At 46.3% G+C, this 12,869-nt stretch carries 20 protein-coding genes; 10 read left to right on the top strand and 10 right to left on the bottom strand.

Translation table 11 applies throughout. From position 1 onward, the window contains the following. A partial coding sequence (locus F8N00_RS10260) for a DUF4162 domain-containing protein (RefSeq protein WP_421018172.1) occupies positions 1-332 on the top strand: 332 nt, incomplete at its 5' end. Here F8N00_RS10260 and F8N00_RS10255 read toward each other — a convergent pair. The 3 genes from F8N00_RS10255 to F8N00_RS10245 all read right to left on the bottom strand — a co-directional run bounded on the left by F8N00_RS10255 (position 321) and on the right by F8N00_RS10245 (position 2,620). After that, complete coding sequence (locus F8N00_RS10255) at positions 321-932, bottom strand: YdeI/OmpD-associated family protein (RefSeq protein ID WP_421018171.1); 612 nt, start codon at positions 930-932, stop codon at positions 321-323. The genes F8N00_RS10260 and F8N00_RS10255 overlap by 12 nt on opposite strands. A gap of 63 nt (positions 933-995) precedes the next feature. Next, positions 996-2,081 (bottom strand): GGDEF domain-containing protein, encoded by a 1,086-nt coding sequence (locus tag F8N00_RS10250; RefSeq protein ID WP_214860334.1) that lies wholly within the window; start codon positions 2,079-2,081, stop codon positions 996-998. Between the two features lie 155 nt (positions 2,082-2,236). Beyond that, complete coding sequence (locus tag F8N00_RS10245) at positions 2,237-2,620, bottom strand: hypothetical protein (protein WP_421018170.1); 384 nt, start codon at positions 2,618-2,620, stop codon at positions 2,237-2,239. Between the two features lie 142 nt (positions 2,621-2,762). On the opposite strand from F8N00_RS10245, the gene F8N00_RS10240 reads away from it, so the two are divergent. From F8N00_RS10240 to F8N00_RS10225, 4 genes are all read left to right on the top strand, one after another. Beyond that, positions 2,763-3,767, top strand: coding sequence for an ABC transporter ATP-binding protein (locus tag F8N00_RS10240; protein WP_421018169.1), 1,005 nt, complete (start codon positions 2,763-2,765; stop codon positions 3,765-3,767). Next, positions 3,764-4,558 carry an ABC transporter permease gene (locus F8N00_RS10235; protein ID WP_023468157.1) on the top strand — a complete coding sequence of 265 codons (795 nt, stop codon included), beginning with the start codon at positions 3,764-3,766 and terminating at the stop codon, positions 4,556-4,558. The genes F8N00_RS10240 and F8N00_RS10235 overlap by 4 nt, the downstream gene beginning before the upstream one ends. Continuing rightward, a complete protein-coding gene (locus F8N00_RS10230; protein WP_023468158.1) occupies positions 4,555-5,346 on the top strand; it encodes an ABC transporter permease in 792 nt (263 codons plus the stop codon). Before F8N00_RS10235 ends, F8N00_RS10230 begins: the two co-directional genes overlap by 4 nt. Before the next feature lie 150 nt (positions 5,347-5,496). Further along, the gene (locus F8N00_RS10225; protein ID WP_421018168.1) at positions 5,497-6,486 is read left to right on the top strand and encodes a DUF2268 domain-containing protein; all 990 of its coding nucleotides are present in this window, start codon (positions 5,497-5,499) and stop codon (positions 6,484-6,486) included. A 178-nt stretch (positions 6,487-6,664) separates the two neighbouring features. On the opposite strand, the gene F8N00_RS10220 is transcribed toward F8N00_RS10225, so the two are convergent. The 4 genes from F8N00_RS10220 to F8N00_RS10205 all read right to left on the bottom strand — a co-directional run bounded on the left by F8N00_RS10220 (position 6,665) and on the right by F8N00_RS10205 (position 9,058). Next, positions 6,665-7,426, bottom strand: coding sequence for a hypothetical protein (locus tag F8N00_RS10220; protein WP_421018167.1), 762 nt, complete (start codon positions 7,424-7,426; stop codon positions 6,665-6,667). A gap of 85 nt (positions 7,427-7,511) precedes the next feature. Next, entirely contained in the window at positions 7,512-7,934 is a 423-nt protein-coding gene (locus tag F8N00_RS10215) for a MarR family winged helix-turn-helix transcriptional regulator (protein WP_023468160.1), read from the bottom strand. Between the two features lie 19 nt (positions 7,935-7,953). Continuing rightward, positions 7,954-8,373: a MarR family winged helix-turn-helix transcriptional regulator gene (locus F8N00_RS10210; RefSeq protein WP_421018166.1), complete on the bottom strand. Its 420-nt coding sequence runs from the start codon at positions 8,371-8,373 to the stop codon at positions 7,954-7,956. Positions 8,374-8,527: 154 nt separating this feature from the next. Beyond that, entirely contained in the window at positions 8,528-9,058 is a 531-nt protein-coding gene (locus tag F8N00_RS10205; RefSeq protein WP_023468162.1) for a hypothetical protein, read from the bottom strand. Positions 9,059-9,257: 199 nt separating this feature from the next. Between F8N00_RS10205 and arr the strand changes: the two genes are divergently transcribed. From arr to F8N00_RS10190, 3 genes are all read left to right on the top strand, one after another. Next, positions 9,258-9,659, top strand: coding sequence for an NAD(+)--rifampin ADP-ribosyltransferase (gene arr / locus F8N00_RS10200; protein ID WP_055967829.1), 402 nt, complete (start codon positions 9,258-9,260; stop codon positions 9,657-9,659). Positions 9,660-9,677: 18 nt separating this feature from the next. Then, a complete protein-coding gene (locus tag F8N00_RS10195; protein ID WP_055967831.1) occupies positions 9,678-10,190 on the top strand; it encodes a hypothetical protein in 513 nt (170 codons plus the stop codon). Positions 10,191-10,296: 106 nt separating this feature from the next. After that, positions 10,297-10,473: a hypothetical protein gene (locus F8N00_RS10190; RefSeq protein ID WP_156357191.1), complete on the top strand. Its 177-nt coding sequence runs from the start codon at positions 10,297-10,299 to the stop codon at positions 10,471-10,473. Between the two features lie 53 nt (positions 10,474-10,526). Here F8N00_RS10190 and F8N00_RS10185 read toward each other — a convergent pair whose 3' ends face one another. The 3 genes from F8N00_RS10185 to F8N00_RS10175 form a co-directional block, all read right to left on the bottom strand. After that, entirely contained in the window at positions 10,527-11,000 is a 474-nt protein-coding gene (locus F8N00_RS10185) for a DUF6773 family protein (RefSeq protein ID WP_421018165.1), read from the bottom strand. Next, positions 10,993-11,202, bottom strand: a complete 210-nt coding sequence (locus F8N00_RS10180; protein ID WP_023468167.1) for a helix-turn-helix transcriptional regulator — start codon at positions 11,200-11,202, stop codon at positions 10,993-10,995. The genes F8N00_RS10185 and F8N00_RS10180 overlap by 8 nt, the downstream gene beginning before the upstream one ends. 90 nt (positions 11,203-11,292) lie before the next feature. Beyond that, positions 11,293-11,724: an Rrf2 family transcriptional regulator gene (locus F8N00_RS10175; RefSeq protein WP_421018164.1), complete on the bottom strand. Its 432-nt coding sequence runs from the start codon at positions 11,722-11,724 to the stop codon at positions 11,293-11,295. A 163-nt stretch (positions 11,725-11,887) separates the two neighbouring features. Here F8N00_RS10175 and F8N00_RS10170 point away from each other — a divergent pair, with 163 nt between their 5' ends. Together F8N00_RS10170 and F8N00_RS10165 are read left to right on the top strand one after the other, a co-directional pair. Beyond that, positions 11,888-12,523 carry an NAD(P)-dependent oxidoreductase gene (locus F8N00_RS10170; protein WP_421018163.1) on the top strand — a complete coding sequence of 212 codons (636 nt, stop codon included), beginning with the start codon at positions 11,888-11,890 and terminating at the stop codon, positions 12,521-12,523. Between the two features lie 128 nt (positions 12,524-12,651). Beyond that, the gene (locus F8N00_RS10165; RefSeq protein WP_421018162.1) at positions 12,652-12,834 is read left to right on the top strand and encodes a hypothetical protein; all 183 of its coding nucleotides are present in this window, start codon (positions 12,652-12,654) and stop codon (positions 12,832-12,834) included. Positions 12,835-12,869: the final 35 nt, after the last annotated feature.

Here is a 12,869-nt window from a genome sequence, read left to right as displayed (position 1 = left end):
CCTCGCATAACTTGAATGAGATCGAAAAGATGTGTGACCGTGTCGCCATCATGACGGAGGGAAGAATCGTCCGCTGTGGAACCGTTGCGTCCTTACAAGAAGCAATGAGGCAGGAGATTCAAATCCGTATTCGGACTGTTCCGCGATTAGCGCCATCGCATCTGCCAGCATACGCTCGGCTTTTGTCGCAAGCTGATGATTGTACACGGCTTGATTTATCGACGGAAGAGGATATTCCAGAGTTACTCGTCATGCTTGCGGAACAAGACGTCAAAGTCTACGAGGTGCAGATCGAACGTCAATCGTTAGAAGAGATTTTCTTAGCGGTCTGACCGACTATCCTCTGATTCCGTCTCCGGAACATCTTCGAGTAAAAGACGACCCCCGTCATTCCACTGACCGTACATCTGATTCAGTTTCGTTTTTTCAATCAACGTCTGCAGACGTTTTTCATAGAGAACGGGATCCTTGCGTACACTTTGAATCGTATCGATCCGGATGCGTCGATAGAGCTCCGGGAAGTCATTAAACTGTTCATAGACGACCGGGTCTTCTTGTAGACGTGTTTGGATGGCGTCATCAATGACGAACGCATCAGCGCGCATGTCTGGTAGAACCTGTCGTCCGGACGGTTGCATCAAGCCGAGACGTTCCAAGCGACGGACTCGTTCCTTGTTCAGTTCGGTCCAGTTGCTGTTTTTTCGACGTGGGGTGAACCGTTGCGCCAGTTCACCGTCTTCGGTCTTCTTTGCAATTCCATCAATCCAGCCGAAGCAAAGTGCCTCTTCGACGGCATCGAGATAAAGTAGACCATCTCCGGCTTGTTTTCGACTGAGAATCACCCAACAGAAGGTCGCGTGATCTGCGTGGTTCGTCAGCCACTGTCGAAAGCCATCGCGATCGGTAAAGCGTAAGACATTCGTGATTTCCACGTTCGTTCCTCCATTTCAGATAGCAGTGCCCCCTTCACGTCACGCGAGGGGGCACTTTTTTCTTTAACGTAACGGGTCATGATGAAAGACACAATTCCGACCACTCTTCTTCGCTTGATAGAGGGCAGCGTCTGCCTGCTGGATTGTCTGCAGAAAATTATGGGTCTCAGACGGTTGATGCGTTTGGCGGGACACCCCAATCGATAATGTCACTTGCAGCGGTTCCGTCGCTGATAACTCATACGTCCGTTTGGCACTGGCTTCACAGATTTGTTCCGCGAGTCGACGCGTCTCCGGCAACGAATGCTCCGGCAACAGCATCATGAACTCTTCACCGCCGAATCGTCCGAGCACACAAGTTGGGGGACAATACGATGCTAGCAAAGAGCTGATTTGCCGTAAAATATGATCGCCGCGGTCATGACCGTAAGTATCATTGACCTGTTTGAAATGATCGACATCGATGATCATGATTGAAAAGTCCGTCTGTTGTGATTTGTAACGTAGGACGGTCTCTTCTAAACGACGTCGATTATCAAGCCCTGTCAACGTATCCGTCAAGGCAAGACGCCGATGCATCCGGACTTGAGTGAAGTGCCAGCGGACTTGATGCAAGATGCTGTGCAAGAGGAGACCGGCGCAACCATTCCCGACGAGAAAGATCGTCATCGCTGTCACGTCATTCGGTTGAACATGTTGAACGTATGGTAAACAGAGAATGAGTGCAATGCCGAAAATGATTGGAAACGAGATGAATCGATCCGGTGCTTCATTTTGTAAGTACAAGACAACGATGCTGACAATCAGATACGTACCGATCAGCCAATAGGCATGAGCGGAATCAAAAACGAACGTTTGAAGGGAAGCGAAGACGAGGGTCGTGATGAAGCCGCTACTAATACCTCCATAAATGAAGGCGATGACAATCAAGGTAATCGATAAGTCGAATTGAAATCCCTCATAGGTGATGGCATTATGGATGACCCAGTAGCCGGCACCTGTCGCAAGAATTAGTACTAACAGATTTTTCTTCAGCCAGCTGTCGAACGTGTTTCGAAACTGAAATCGTTTAAAAAAGAACAGGGAGATGAGCACGAAGAAAAAGGTCAGAGCGACGTTGAGGATAAGATGGTTCAGCGTATTCCACATATTCGTGTTCCTCTCAAATGAGTTCTGAAAAATAACTACAAAAAAATGTTTCATTCAATGAATATTTATTCTATATAGCCAACGATACCCTAAAGATGTATGAAAATATCTTGATTTCCGTATATTTAAAAAAAGATTAGATTTCTTCAACTAAATCAATAATACTCTGAGATTTTCTCACGTGAAGACTCGACGAGATAATCAAGTGAGACGAAATTGCGAATGAATGCATACGAGCCAATTTCCTCGATGGATACGCCTAATCTCTCTGCCTGTTGATTGCGGACGTCTTCTGATGATTGCAGCATCTCGAAGCCTGCCGCTTGCATCCGCTCCCCGTCAAATTCGAGCGTAACGACATCTCCATCCTGCCAATCATTTTTCAATTGATGAAAATGCGTTTGATACGCTACGCTTGGAGGATCGACTTCAAAGGCGATCCATCCTGTTGGTGCATCGATTTGAAATGTCGGTGACAATCCACCGCGCGTCACGATTGATTTCATGTGATGCCGATGTGTCATATGACGTAATAGCATGGTCAGACCACTCCTTTTTCCTCTATTATTACGCGACAGCGTCAGAATATCGAGAAAAATTTTCAAAAGAGATGGAAGAATCTTGGATTTTTTTGGTATACTACGTTTTTGGAAAGCGTTTGCACAAAAAGGGGGAGAATACATGCAACCATATGCCGTCAAAGCAACAGGACTGACGAAACACTATCAAATCCTACAACGGGAACCGGGATTACGCGGAGCGATCAAAGCGTTGTTTCACCGGACGTACCGGACGAAAGAGGCGGTCAAAGCGATTGATTTGACGATCGCACCAGGAGAACGGGTCGGCTATATCGGTTTTAACGGTGCCGGGAAATCAACGACGATCAAGATGCTCGCTGGAGTCTTGCGTCCGGACGCGGGGAACGTCCGGGTATTCGGAATTGATCCGCATGCCGACCGCGTCAAGAACGCATCGCAAATTGGAGCCGTCTTTGGTCAGCGGACACAACTGTTCTGGGACATTCCGGTCCAAGAATCGTTTGAGCTGTTGAAGGAAATCTATCAAGTACCGACGTCCGAGTTTGCGGAGACGCTCGCGTGGTTTCGGGAGAAGCTCGATCTCGCACCGCTTTTAGACGTACCAGTCCGACAACTGTCGCTTGGACAAAAGATGCGCTGTGAACTAGCCGCAGCCTTCCTGCATCGACCAAAAGTCGTCTATCTCGACGAACCGACGATCGGGCTTGATATCGAGATCAAGGAGACGATCCGTCACTTCATCCGCGAGATGAGTGATCGCTGGGGAACGACCGTCATCTTGACGACGCACGACATGCAGGACATCGAGGAAGTCTGTGACCGGGTGATCGTCCTCGACGACGGTAAAATCATCTATGACGATACGATCGATCAGTTGAAGGCATCGTTCAGTCACGAGCGGACACTTCGAATCACGCTCGAAGAAGCGGTGCCGTTCGCTTTACCGACGGCGTTGATCAATCGTGTGATCATGTTTGAGACGGATGAACAAACGTACGAGCTCGCTTTCGACGACCGAGAACTGTCGAGCGGTCAAGTCATCGAGGAAATCGTTTCGCTGTACGCCGTTCGGGACGTCTCCGTGTCCGTCCCGAAGATGGAGACGTTAATCCGTAAGCTCTACCAAGCGGGGATCAGCGCATGAGAATCCGTAAATATACCGCATTGATGCGGTCCCAAATCAAGGTTGATCTCGCCTACACGGCCTGGTACTGGGCAAGCATGTTCAGCGTGACGATGCGCTTGTTCATCCTCTATTTCTTCTGGCAAGCCGTGTATGCCAATAAGACCGATGTCTCCGGTATCTCACTGTCGACGATGCTGACGTATGCGGTGCTTGCGACGATGATAGATCAGTTCCGCGGGGGTGCCGGACGCGATCTCGCCCGGATGATCAAACAAGGGGCAATCGCAGTCGAGTTACTCCGTCCGTATCACTTGCTTGATAAACTACTCGCTCAAGATATCGGCTCAAAAGTCTCGGTCTTGTTCCGCTCGATTCTGCCACTCGTCCTCGTCTCGATCTTGTTCATCGGCGTGGATCGACCACAGTCGTGGTTGGCTGGCATCGCCTTCGTTGGTAGTGTCCTTTGTGCCGTGTTGCTCGCGACATTGATTGATCTGCTCGTCGGCATCTTTGCCTTCTATACCGTCAACATTTGGGGACTATCCGTCTTACAGGACGCCGTCATCACGATCATGTCCGGTGCGATCGTTCCGTTGACGCTGTTCCCGGACTGGTTTCAGACGATCAGTCTGTACTTACCATTCGCTTCACTCGTCTACGTCCCGGTTGCGATCTATACGGGAGAGATCGGCGCAAGCGGCATCCTGCAAGCGTTACTGATTCAAATCGGCTGGTTGATTGGATTCTTTGTCATCTTGCGAATCACGTTCGCGCTCGCGATCCGGAAAGTGACGGTGTTCGGTGGATGAAACGATACATAAAACTCTACTGGCTATATGCCAAAAGTCATTTTAAGGTCATGATGGAATACCGAATTGACTTCCTGATCGGTGTCTTGTCGGTCTTCGGTCAACAGTTCGCCTCACTCTTTTTCCTGTCGGTCGTCTTTCAGCATATCGAGACGTTAAACGGCTGGGACTTTTACGAGATTCTATTCATTTACGGGATCGCTTTTTTAGGACGAGCCTTACACCATATCTTCTTTGATAACTTGTGGACGATCGGCTGGCAGTACATTCGGACCGGGAATCTGGATCGGTTGTTGATGCGACCAGTCAATCCGTTGTTTCAAATCATCGCGGAGCGTGTCCAGCAAGACGGGTTCGGTCAACTGTTGATTGGTGGTGGGGTGCTCTATGTTGCTTCCGATCACCTCGACATGATCTGGAGCTTCGGTGATGTCTTGATGCTGATCGTACTTGTTCTTTCGAGCGGAATGCTCTATATCGCGATCAATCTGTTTTTTGCGACGTTCTCGTTTTGGATGGTCGACAGTTTACCGATCGTCTCAGCAGTTTTCAGTTTGAGTGATTTCGCTCGTTACCCGATGACGATCTACTCGAAGGTCCTGATGTTCGTCTTGACTTACATCATCCCGTTCGGCTTCACTGCCTTTTATCCGGCGATGTATTTCTTTGACGGAAGAGGCTATGGCGTAATGGCGATTGCGACACCACTTGTCGCGATCATCGCCTGTTTGATTGCTTATCGGTTCTGGTTGTTTGGACTGAAGGCATTCGCGAGTACGGGATCATGAAAGAAGGAGAACCTTGAAGTGTTGCGACGCTTCAAGGTTCTTTTTGTTTCTAATCAATTTAGATATGGATTTCTTTATGTAAAATATGAAACTTTTGTTATTAAATGACAGTATGAAATATTGAGACATGAATCTGAGGGAGGGGTTATATTGAAAAAAGGATGGCTCGTATTACTCTGTTTGATATTGCTTACCTTATCGGGGTGTACCGTTTGGGAAAGGGCAGAAAACTTCTTTTCACAAAACGACGAAACGATTAAAAATAAGACGATCAAGATTGGTCAAGATGATCAGGTCAAGATCGTTCCGCTCTATACGCAATACAATCAGTACTTAGAAGAAGCGATGCAAACAGGGAACTCAGACGACAACACGAACAGTTACCTAAAACATGTCTTAGGTTACATCGATGAAATTGGTGAGCAACAGAATATTGATCTAACATATATGAAAAGTTACTTTATGCTACAAGCAACTGAGTATAAAGAACAATTACTAAGTCGGACGAAAGAGCTGATGAAACAAGATACAGAGATCAAAACAATCATTGAAAAAAGTTACACTGCTTCACATCGGGCATTACCAAAGCAAACGAATACGATATTCATCGTGCCTGTTAACACGGAATTCATGGAGCGTATGGATGTCATGGGAGGGGTCGCAGGATTGGCAACTAGAGATTGCTTCATGCTATTCCTTACCGCTGACTACGATCAGAAAATGTTAGATTATGCGGTAGCCCATGAATATCATCATACTGCTTTGTATGATCGGATGAAGCTAGATACATCCTTAGAAGATGAAGCTAGTCCACTGATCCATTCACTCCTTCTTGAAGGAAAAGCGGATCAGTTCGCGAAACACGTGGTTAAAGGTTTGACACCAGCTTGGGTCGAGCCATTAGAAGAAGAGACGAAACAGCGTGTTTTACGTTTAATGAAAAATGGTGAGTTAACGCAAGATGATATCATGGACGGAAATAAGGATAAGGATATACCTTTGTGGAGTATGTACCGATTAGGTAAAGATATCATGGACGCCTATCTTGAAAAACATCCCTCGGAATCAATAGTAGATTGGACGACTCAAGACGCGGAAACAATCTTGAAGGATTACAAATATAAAAACGATCTTCTTTGATTCAAAATAATGTAAAAAAATGGTATTATGTATAGGGAAGCAACCTATCACTAACAGGAATATTATTTCTTTCAAAACTGTAATAAAGTATTCTTTTGAAGTGGATTCATCTTAAACGCAATACGTCCGGATTTCCTATGACTTAGGACATCCGGACGTATTTTTTAGAAGACATCATTTAAGCGAGTGAACGGATCGCGTTTGACATGGCAGGGGAGACAGGATGAATCTGTTCGATGTAATCGAGGATCACTAGTGCAGCCGTTTTATTATGCGAATAGCCTGGCATCATCTCTGAGAATCGGTTGACCATTTCTGGGAAACGTTGCTCAATCCGACGTTCCGGAGCAAACGGATCAACAGATGTCGCTTCCTCTTTTTCAAATGAGGACAGAACGTGTAGCAATTGACCAACGGCAAATTGTTGAATCAAACGGAAAGCTGATAAGGTTTCGCCACGTGCTTCGCGACAGAGCCCGACATACAGGTTCGTCAGTGCTTCATGAATGGCGTAATCGACGGATGGATGTTCGCTCGAACTATTACGCGGTAGTGGGACTAAGCGTTCAAACGCGTCGAAGGAAGGGTCGCACCACACGATACGGCCAGCAGAAAATACAATTTCAGAAAGCTCATCTAGTTCGAAGATCGCAAATTCGGCATAGATACCGTCGTCAAACATGACTTTATGTCCATCCTGCGTATTTTGAAATTGAAAGTGTAGCGAATGTGTGTTTTCTAACCAGTCGAGTTGCTCGATGAATCGAGTCTTTTTACCGGGTTTTGCGATGACGAAAAAGTCTAAGTCCGAATAGTCATCAAGTCGTCCAAGTTCTTGACCGACAGAACCGAGTCCGAGCAGGACAAGCGCATCATCCGTTTGTGCAATCGTTTGCCCGATTGCATCCAATCGGTCCAATAGTACGTCTCTATGTGTCATCTCTGTTGCTCCCTTGTTTTAGTGTCTCTATGTAAAAAACGCGGACGCCTCGATAGAAAAGAGTCCGCGGTTATCGGAAGTACGATCAAAAATGATCGCTTTGCATCTTATGGAGCAATTGGTCGAACGTCTCGTGGTCCTTTGATGTAAAGGCACGGAAATAACGATCATCAATCTCTTCGATCTCGGGAGCTGACGTTTGAATCAGCGCTGCACCATCTTCCGTCAAGAGAATCCGTTTTTCCCGGTTGATTCGTTTTCGGATGACGAGGTGTTCCGCGAGTAACTTCTTCACCGTTTGCGAAATGGCACCGCTTGAGAGTTCGAGCGTGCGTTCAAGTGATTTTTGTGTCGCACTCTCTTGATGATACAAGGTCATCAATAAATCGAATTGGGATTTTGAGAGTCCTTTTGGTTTCAATACATCGTTGACTTCTTTCGAATAACGAGAATGGATCCGCTGAATGGCGTTCCAATGTTGCATTGAAGATTCGAATGTGAAGGTCATGATTTTTCCTCCTCTTCTGTCATGCAGGGTTGAGCTTATCGAAGAAACGGATTAATTCTTCCTGTTGTCGAGCCGTCAAAGCGGCGAATTGTTCCTGTTGAAAACGTTCATAGGCAGGCAACACTTCTTGCAGAATGGCTGTTCCTTTTTCCGTCAAGAGCAAATAGTTCGTCTTCCATTTGCGTTTGCGGGTGATGAGTTGCCGATCAAATAAACGTTTGATTCCGTGTGAAATCGTGCCATCGGTCACTTGGATCCGTTCAGCGATTTCCTTCTGGCTCGTGCATGAGGTCGCTTGTAGGCAACGCAATACTTCAAGATTCGTATGGGAGAGATCCCATTGTTTCAAGAACGCATTGACGTGCTTGATTTGTTGGTTGTGATACGTCGAAATCGTCTGCCAGCATGTCATGGGGTATGTCTCTGTCATTATTGTCATGAGGAACCTCTTAAATGTAGAATGTACTGCTGATGAATTACTTTTACCATACCATATTAAAAATATGTAGTGCTACTAGTTTGAACGCAAACCCATCACTTCCCATCATTACCTAGGAACTGTACAAAAAAAGACCTGAACGTGTCAGGTCGGTTCAGGAAGGAATCCCATTCGAAAGCGTGAGATAGGAATCCGTTAACTGGAATCCATATTTCGTAAAACATTGATCTGAGACGCGTCCTTGTAAGGTGATTGTCGCATAATCGCCACGAATCGCGTAATGAGTGTACTTTTTTTCGATGTCATGAATCAACGACTCAAGTAACAGACCACGCTCGCCGAGTCCTTCTTCCCGAACGTTGATCTCAAGTAAACAGAATGTACCGTATTCGGTGAGGGATGTGCGCTTCGTTCGTTCATGAAGCACGGTTAAGAACGAACGTTTTGAAATAAGGGATCGACTATGGGGTGGTTCTAGAATCGTGACGTAATAACTGAGAGCTGGTGGACGTAAATTACGCGTGACTTCGACGACTTGCCGCTGATTGTTGTACGCGAGACCAACGAATTGTTCCTGCGGATGATGCGGCACGGTCAGTCCTTCTTGCTCACAAACGGTTTGCCACTCGGCTTCTGGAATCCAGACAGCCTCTTCGGTTTTCGCTAAAGCTTTAAAGAACTTCACGTTAAACGGATGACCTCCTATAGGGTATGTAAAATGACTATTCCTATCATGCCTGATGGCCAGACAAAAAACGAGTTACAATCTGACGACAAATGCTCTTCCTTTGCTATAAGTATACCGTGAAATTTCATTTTAAAACAGACTACACCTGAACGAATCGACTGTCTATACTGAATGTATCCAGTCAGGAGGCGAGCATATGAAACCAGTCGAAGGTCCGTTTTTCCATGGCACGAAAGCCACGTTGCAAATCGGTGACGAATTGAAACCAGGGCACGCGTCGAATTTTCGTGAACAACCGCTCCAGCACGTCTATTTCACGGCAACATTTGATGCAGCGAAGTGGGGCGCAGAGCTCGCACGATCTGACGCTCCGGAACGTATCTATCTCGTCGAACCACTCGGAGCGTATGAGGATGATCCGAACTTGACGAACAAACGGTTCCCAGGCAATCCGACTCGGTCGTATCGTTCGACGGAACCCGTGAAGATCATCGCTGAACTCGGAACGTGGGAACGGCATACAGACCAGGAGATTGAGAAGATGAAAGCATCCCTGCAGCGGTTACGCGCAGAAGGGAAGGATACAATCATCGACTAAACGAACGGGGGAGAAGACTTGCCTGTATATGATTTTAAATCGATCCAACCGACGAACAACGTCATTGATCAATTATTGGTTAATCATTTGCATGCCATCCGCCTGAATCAAGACGACGAGCGATGGATCACGATCATGGAAGATCCGTTCGTTCCACCTATTGAAACGATCGTTGGAGTCTATTGTATTTACCGAAAATCAATTCTTGATCTGTTAAAAGGTAGGATTGCCTCCATCGAATCGTATGACTTTCAGAAAGTATCTGCGAACGACAAACTTCTGACAGCAGAAGATGTCGAAGGAGTGCTTGATATGGCGACATTCGTCGTTATCGCATCAGAGGACAACACCTATATGTCTCACTACTTCATCGGTGGTGATGCAGAGAAACTCAATTCGATCTTAAACGTATGCTTCGGTCATCCGAATTTAATTGACGATCGATCAACGGAACGTTCCATCAAACGCTTCGAGCAGGATGTTTTGATCGTTGAAAAGATGGGATTCATGAAATTGCTTCGAAATGAATAGAGAAACGAATTGAATGTAAGATAAGCACTACCACGGATTCTTTTTAACAGAATGTACTGCAAGGTGAGGATGGAATGGTACAATATGTAAAAAGGGGGTCGTTTATATGTCTCGTTTCAAACAAGAAAAGAAACAACCACTCGATCATCTCCGCGATGGTGTCGATCAAGGTCTCGGTAGTGCCGTACCCCGTGGGCAAAACGACGGAATGCGTGGTCTAGAGATGCTCGCGGTGCTTGTCGTCCTCGGTGGAGGATATCTACTGTATCAATGGTTCATGTAATGTAAAACGCATCATCCTGTATAGGACGATGCGTTTCATTATGTATTCATGTATTATTGAAGTTCTTTCTTGATTTTTCGAAGTGAGATACGAGATAAGACCCATTCAACCAACTGCATCGCTAGGAACGCACAACAAAACTTAACAGGGATCTCCATCCATCCCATTAGATCATGTGGCATACCATCATGAACCGTCGTGATAATCGATAAGAATAAGCTGATCAACAAATGTTCTAACGTGTGTTTTCTCATTTTCTTCTCAAAGGATGTCTCATCATAAATATCTTGATCGTATACTCCAGCGAACGCCATTCGAATGATGCCATACACAAGATATGCTCCTATTATGAAAAAGCTAAACCCCCACTCAGCCAGCCGATCTAACACCATCCCGCGTACGATGATATCGAGTATCGCTATGCAGAAGACGAAGATTCCTGCTTCGAAAAACACTTTTGTCCCCTGTTGTTGAACCCGTTCATCCGTTTCTTTTTTAATACCAAAGAATTCTAACCACTTACTCATGCTGTTCCTCCCAAAATAATGTATTTAAATCCGTTTCTAAGGCGTGTGCGATATCTAAACAAAGTCGAAGACTCGGATTAAACTTATTCGCTTCAATCAAGGCGATCGTTTGTCGTGTGACATGCACTTTCTCTGCTAGTTGACCTTGTGTTAAGCCTTGCTGCATGCGAAGTTGTTTCATCGGACTCAACGATGTAGACATATCTATCCACTCCTTTACAAATATTCCCTCAATTAGTATGTCATATATAGATGACATATGCAATGTATATATGACAAAAAAACATCGCCCTTATGTGGACGATGCTTCTTTTTGTTCGATTTCACTGACGATATCATCTAGAGTGACGTGAGCGAGCACCTTTTCAAGCGCGGATTGTGCGAGCTCGAAGATTGGTGTGACCGTCGATTGGATGTTTCGTCCGACCGGACAATCTGGATTCGGTGCAGCATGGACGCCGAACAGTTCCTTGTCCGGTACGACAGCAACGGCGTGATAGACGTCAAGCAGCGTAATCTTAGACAACGGGCGGGCGAGTCGCGCACCGGCGACACCCGGACGGACCTCGATCACATCAGCTTTCTTCAACATGCTCATGATTTTACGGATGACGACCGGATTCGTATTGACGCTGCCAGCAATCAAGTCGGATGTCATCTTCTCGTCGGTTGCGATCAACGAGAGAATATGGATGCCGACGGAAAAACGAGTACTGATGGCCAACGGATGTCCCTCCTTCTTAAAAACATTGTTCTCTCATTATACGCTGTATCGTTCATTTGGCAAGAAACGGGGAATAGGAACAACACTGTTGACAAATAAAGTATTTGTAACTATATTGGTTACATGTAATCAAATTAGTTACATATCAAAAGGAGGAATCATCATGAACATCGGAATCATCGGCGCAACAGGAAAAGCAGGGCAGTTGATTGTACAAGAAGCAATCAAACGCGGGCATGACGTCACGGCAATCGTTCGTAACGCGGCAAAAGTGACGGCAAACGTCACGATTCTCGAGCGTGATGTGCTTGCGCTGACGAAAGACGATCTGAACGGATTTGACGCCATCGTCAATGCGTTCAATGCAGCACCGGGTGAGGAAACGAAACATATCGAAGTCGGGCGTCATTTAATCAACGTGTTAGCAGGAAGTAAGACACGACTATTCGTTGTCGGTGGTGCGGGAAGCCTATTCGTCGATGCCGAGCATACAGTACGCGTCATGGAAACACCGGATTTCCCGGAAGCGTATTATCCGACAGCCTCGAACATGGGGAAAAACTTGATTGAACTGCAAGGGCAAAACGACGTGACGTGGACGTATCTCAGCCCCGCTGGATTCTTTGATCCGAGCGGTCAACGAACAGGAACGTATACGATCGGCGGCGAGCAGATGATTCTAAACGCAAAAGGGGAAAGCTACATCAGTTACGCGGATTACGCCATCGCTGTAGTCGATGAGCTAGAAAACGCGCAACATCTCAACGAGCGGTTCTCGGTCGTTGGCGAACAAGGGTGATGGTGTCAGACCGACTTACGTAGTCGGTCTTTTTTAATGGGCGGAGTGAGAGATACAGCGGAGGACGGATGGCATAGTAGCATGGTTTGTTTAATATGAGGATAGAAACAACTAAAGGAGTATAAATCATGATGCGAAGAGTTTTTAGTATCATCAGTCTGTTAACTGTCTTGATTGTCTGTACGACGTCGACGCAACCGTCCCGATTCGAGCGTTCGGAACCCGTCGCGACGATCGAGGATCATTACGCAGGACAAATCAATTGGCCGAGTGAAAGCGATCCGTTGCTGGAGCTTCACGCCAAACCGTGATCTACATCTGTCTCTTATACACATCTCCGAGCCCA

The sequence above is a fragment of the Exiguobacterium sp. A1_3_1 genome (genome assembly GCF_048985645.1).
Classification (GTDB): domain Bacteria; phylum Bacillota; class Bacilli; order Exiguobacteriales; family Exiguobacteriaceae; genus Exiguobacterium_A; species Exiguobacterium_A indicum.
This window is presented reverse-complemented; position numbering and strand designations above follow the sequence as displayed.

Excerpts from the sequence above, each read along its gene's own strand:
- F8N00_RS10250 (WP_214860334.1), bottom strand. The coding sequence starts at position 2,081 with ATGTGGAATACGCTGAACCATCTTATCCTCAACGTCGCTCTGACCTTT.
- F8N00_RS10245 (WP_421018170.1), bottom strand. The coding sequence starts at position 2,620 with ATGCTATTACGTCATATGACACATCGGCATCACATGAAATCAATCGTG.
- F8N00_RS10240 (WP_421018169.1), top strand. The coding sequence starts at position 2,763 with ATGCAACCATATGCCGTCAAAGCAACAGGACTGACGAAACACTATCAA.
- F8N00_RS10235 (WP_023468157.1), top strand. The coding sequence starts at position 3,764 with ATGAGAATCCGTAAATATACCGCATTGATGCGGTCCCAAATCAAGGTT.
- F8N00_RS10230 (WP_023468158.1), top strand. The coding sequence starts at position 4,555 with ATGAAACGATACATAAAACTCTACTGGCTATATGCCAAAAGTCATTTT.
- F8N00_RS10220 (WP_421018167.1), bottom strand. The coding sequence starts at position 7,426 with ATGACACATAGAGACGTACTATTGGACCGATTGGATGCAATCGGGCAA.
- F8N00_RS10215 (WP_023468160.1), bottom strand. The coding sequence starts at position 7,934 with ATGACCTTCACATTCGAATCTTCAATGCAACATTGGAACGCCATTCAG.
- F8N00_RS10210 (WP_421018166.1), bottom strand. The coding sequence starts at position 8,373 with ATGACAATAATGACAGAGACATACCCCATGACATGCTGGCAGACGATT.
- arr (WP_055967829.1), top strand. The coding sequence starts at position 9,258 with ATGAAACCAGTCGAAGGTCCGTTTTTCCATGGCACGAAAGCCACGTTG.
- F8N00_RS10190 (WP_156357191.1), top strand. The coding sequence starts at position 10,297 with ATGTCTCGTTTCAAACAAGAAAAGAAACAACCACTCGATCATCTCCGC.
- F8N00_RS10185 (WP_421018165.1), bottom strand. The coding sequence starts at position 11,000 with ATGAGTAAGTGGTTAGAATTCTTTGGTATTAAAAAAGAAACGGATGAA.
- F8N00_RS10180 (WP_023468167.1), bottom strand. The coding sequence starts at position 11,202 with ATGTCTACATCGTTGAGTCCGATGAAACAACTTCGCATGCAGCAAGGC.
- F8N00_RS10170 (WP_421018163.1), top strand. The coding sequence starts at position 11,888 with ATGAACATCGGAATCATCGGCGCAACAGGAAAAGCAGGGCAGTTGATT.
- F8N00_RS10165 (WP_421018162.1), top strand. The coding sequence starts at position 12,652 with ATGATGCGAAGAGTTTTTAGTATCATCAGTCTGTTAACTGTCTTGATT.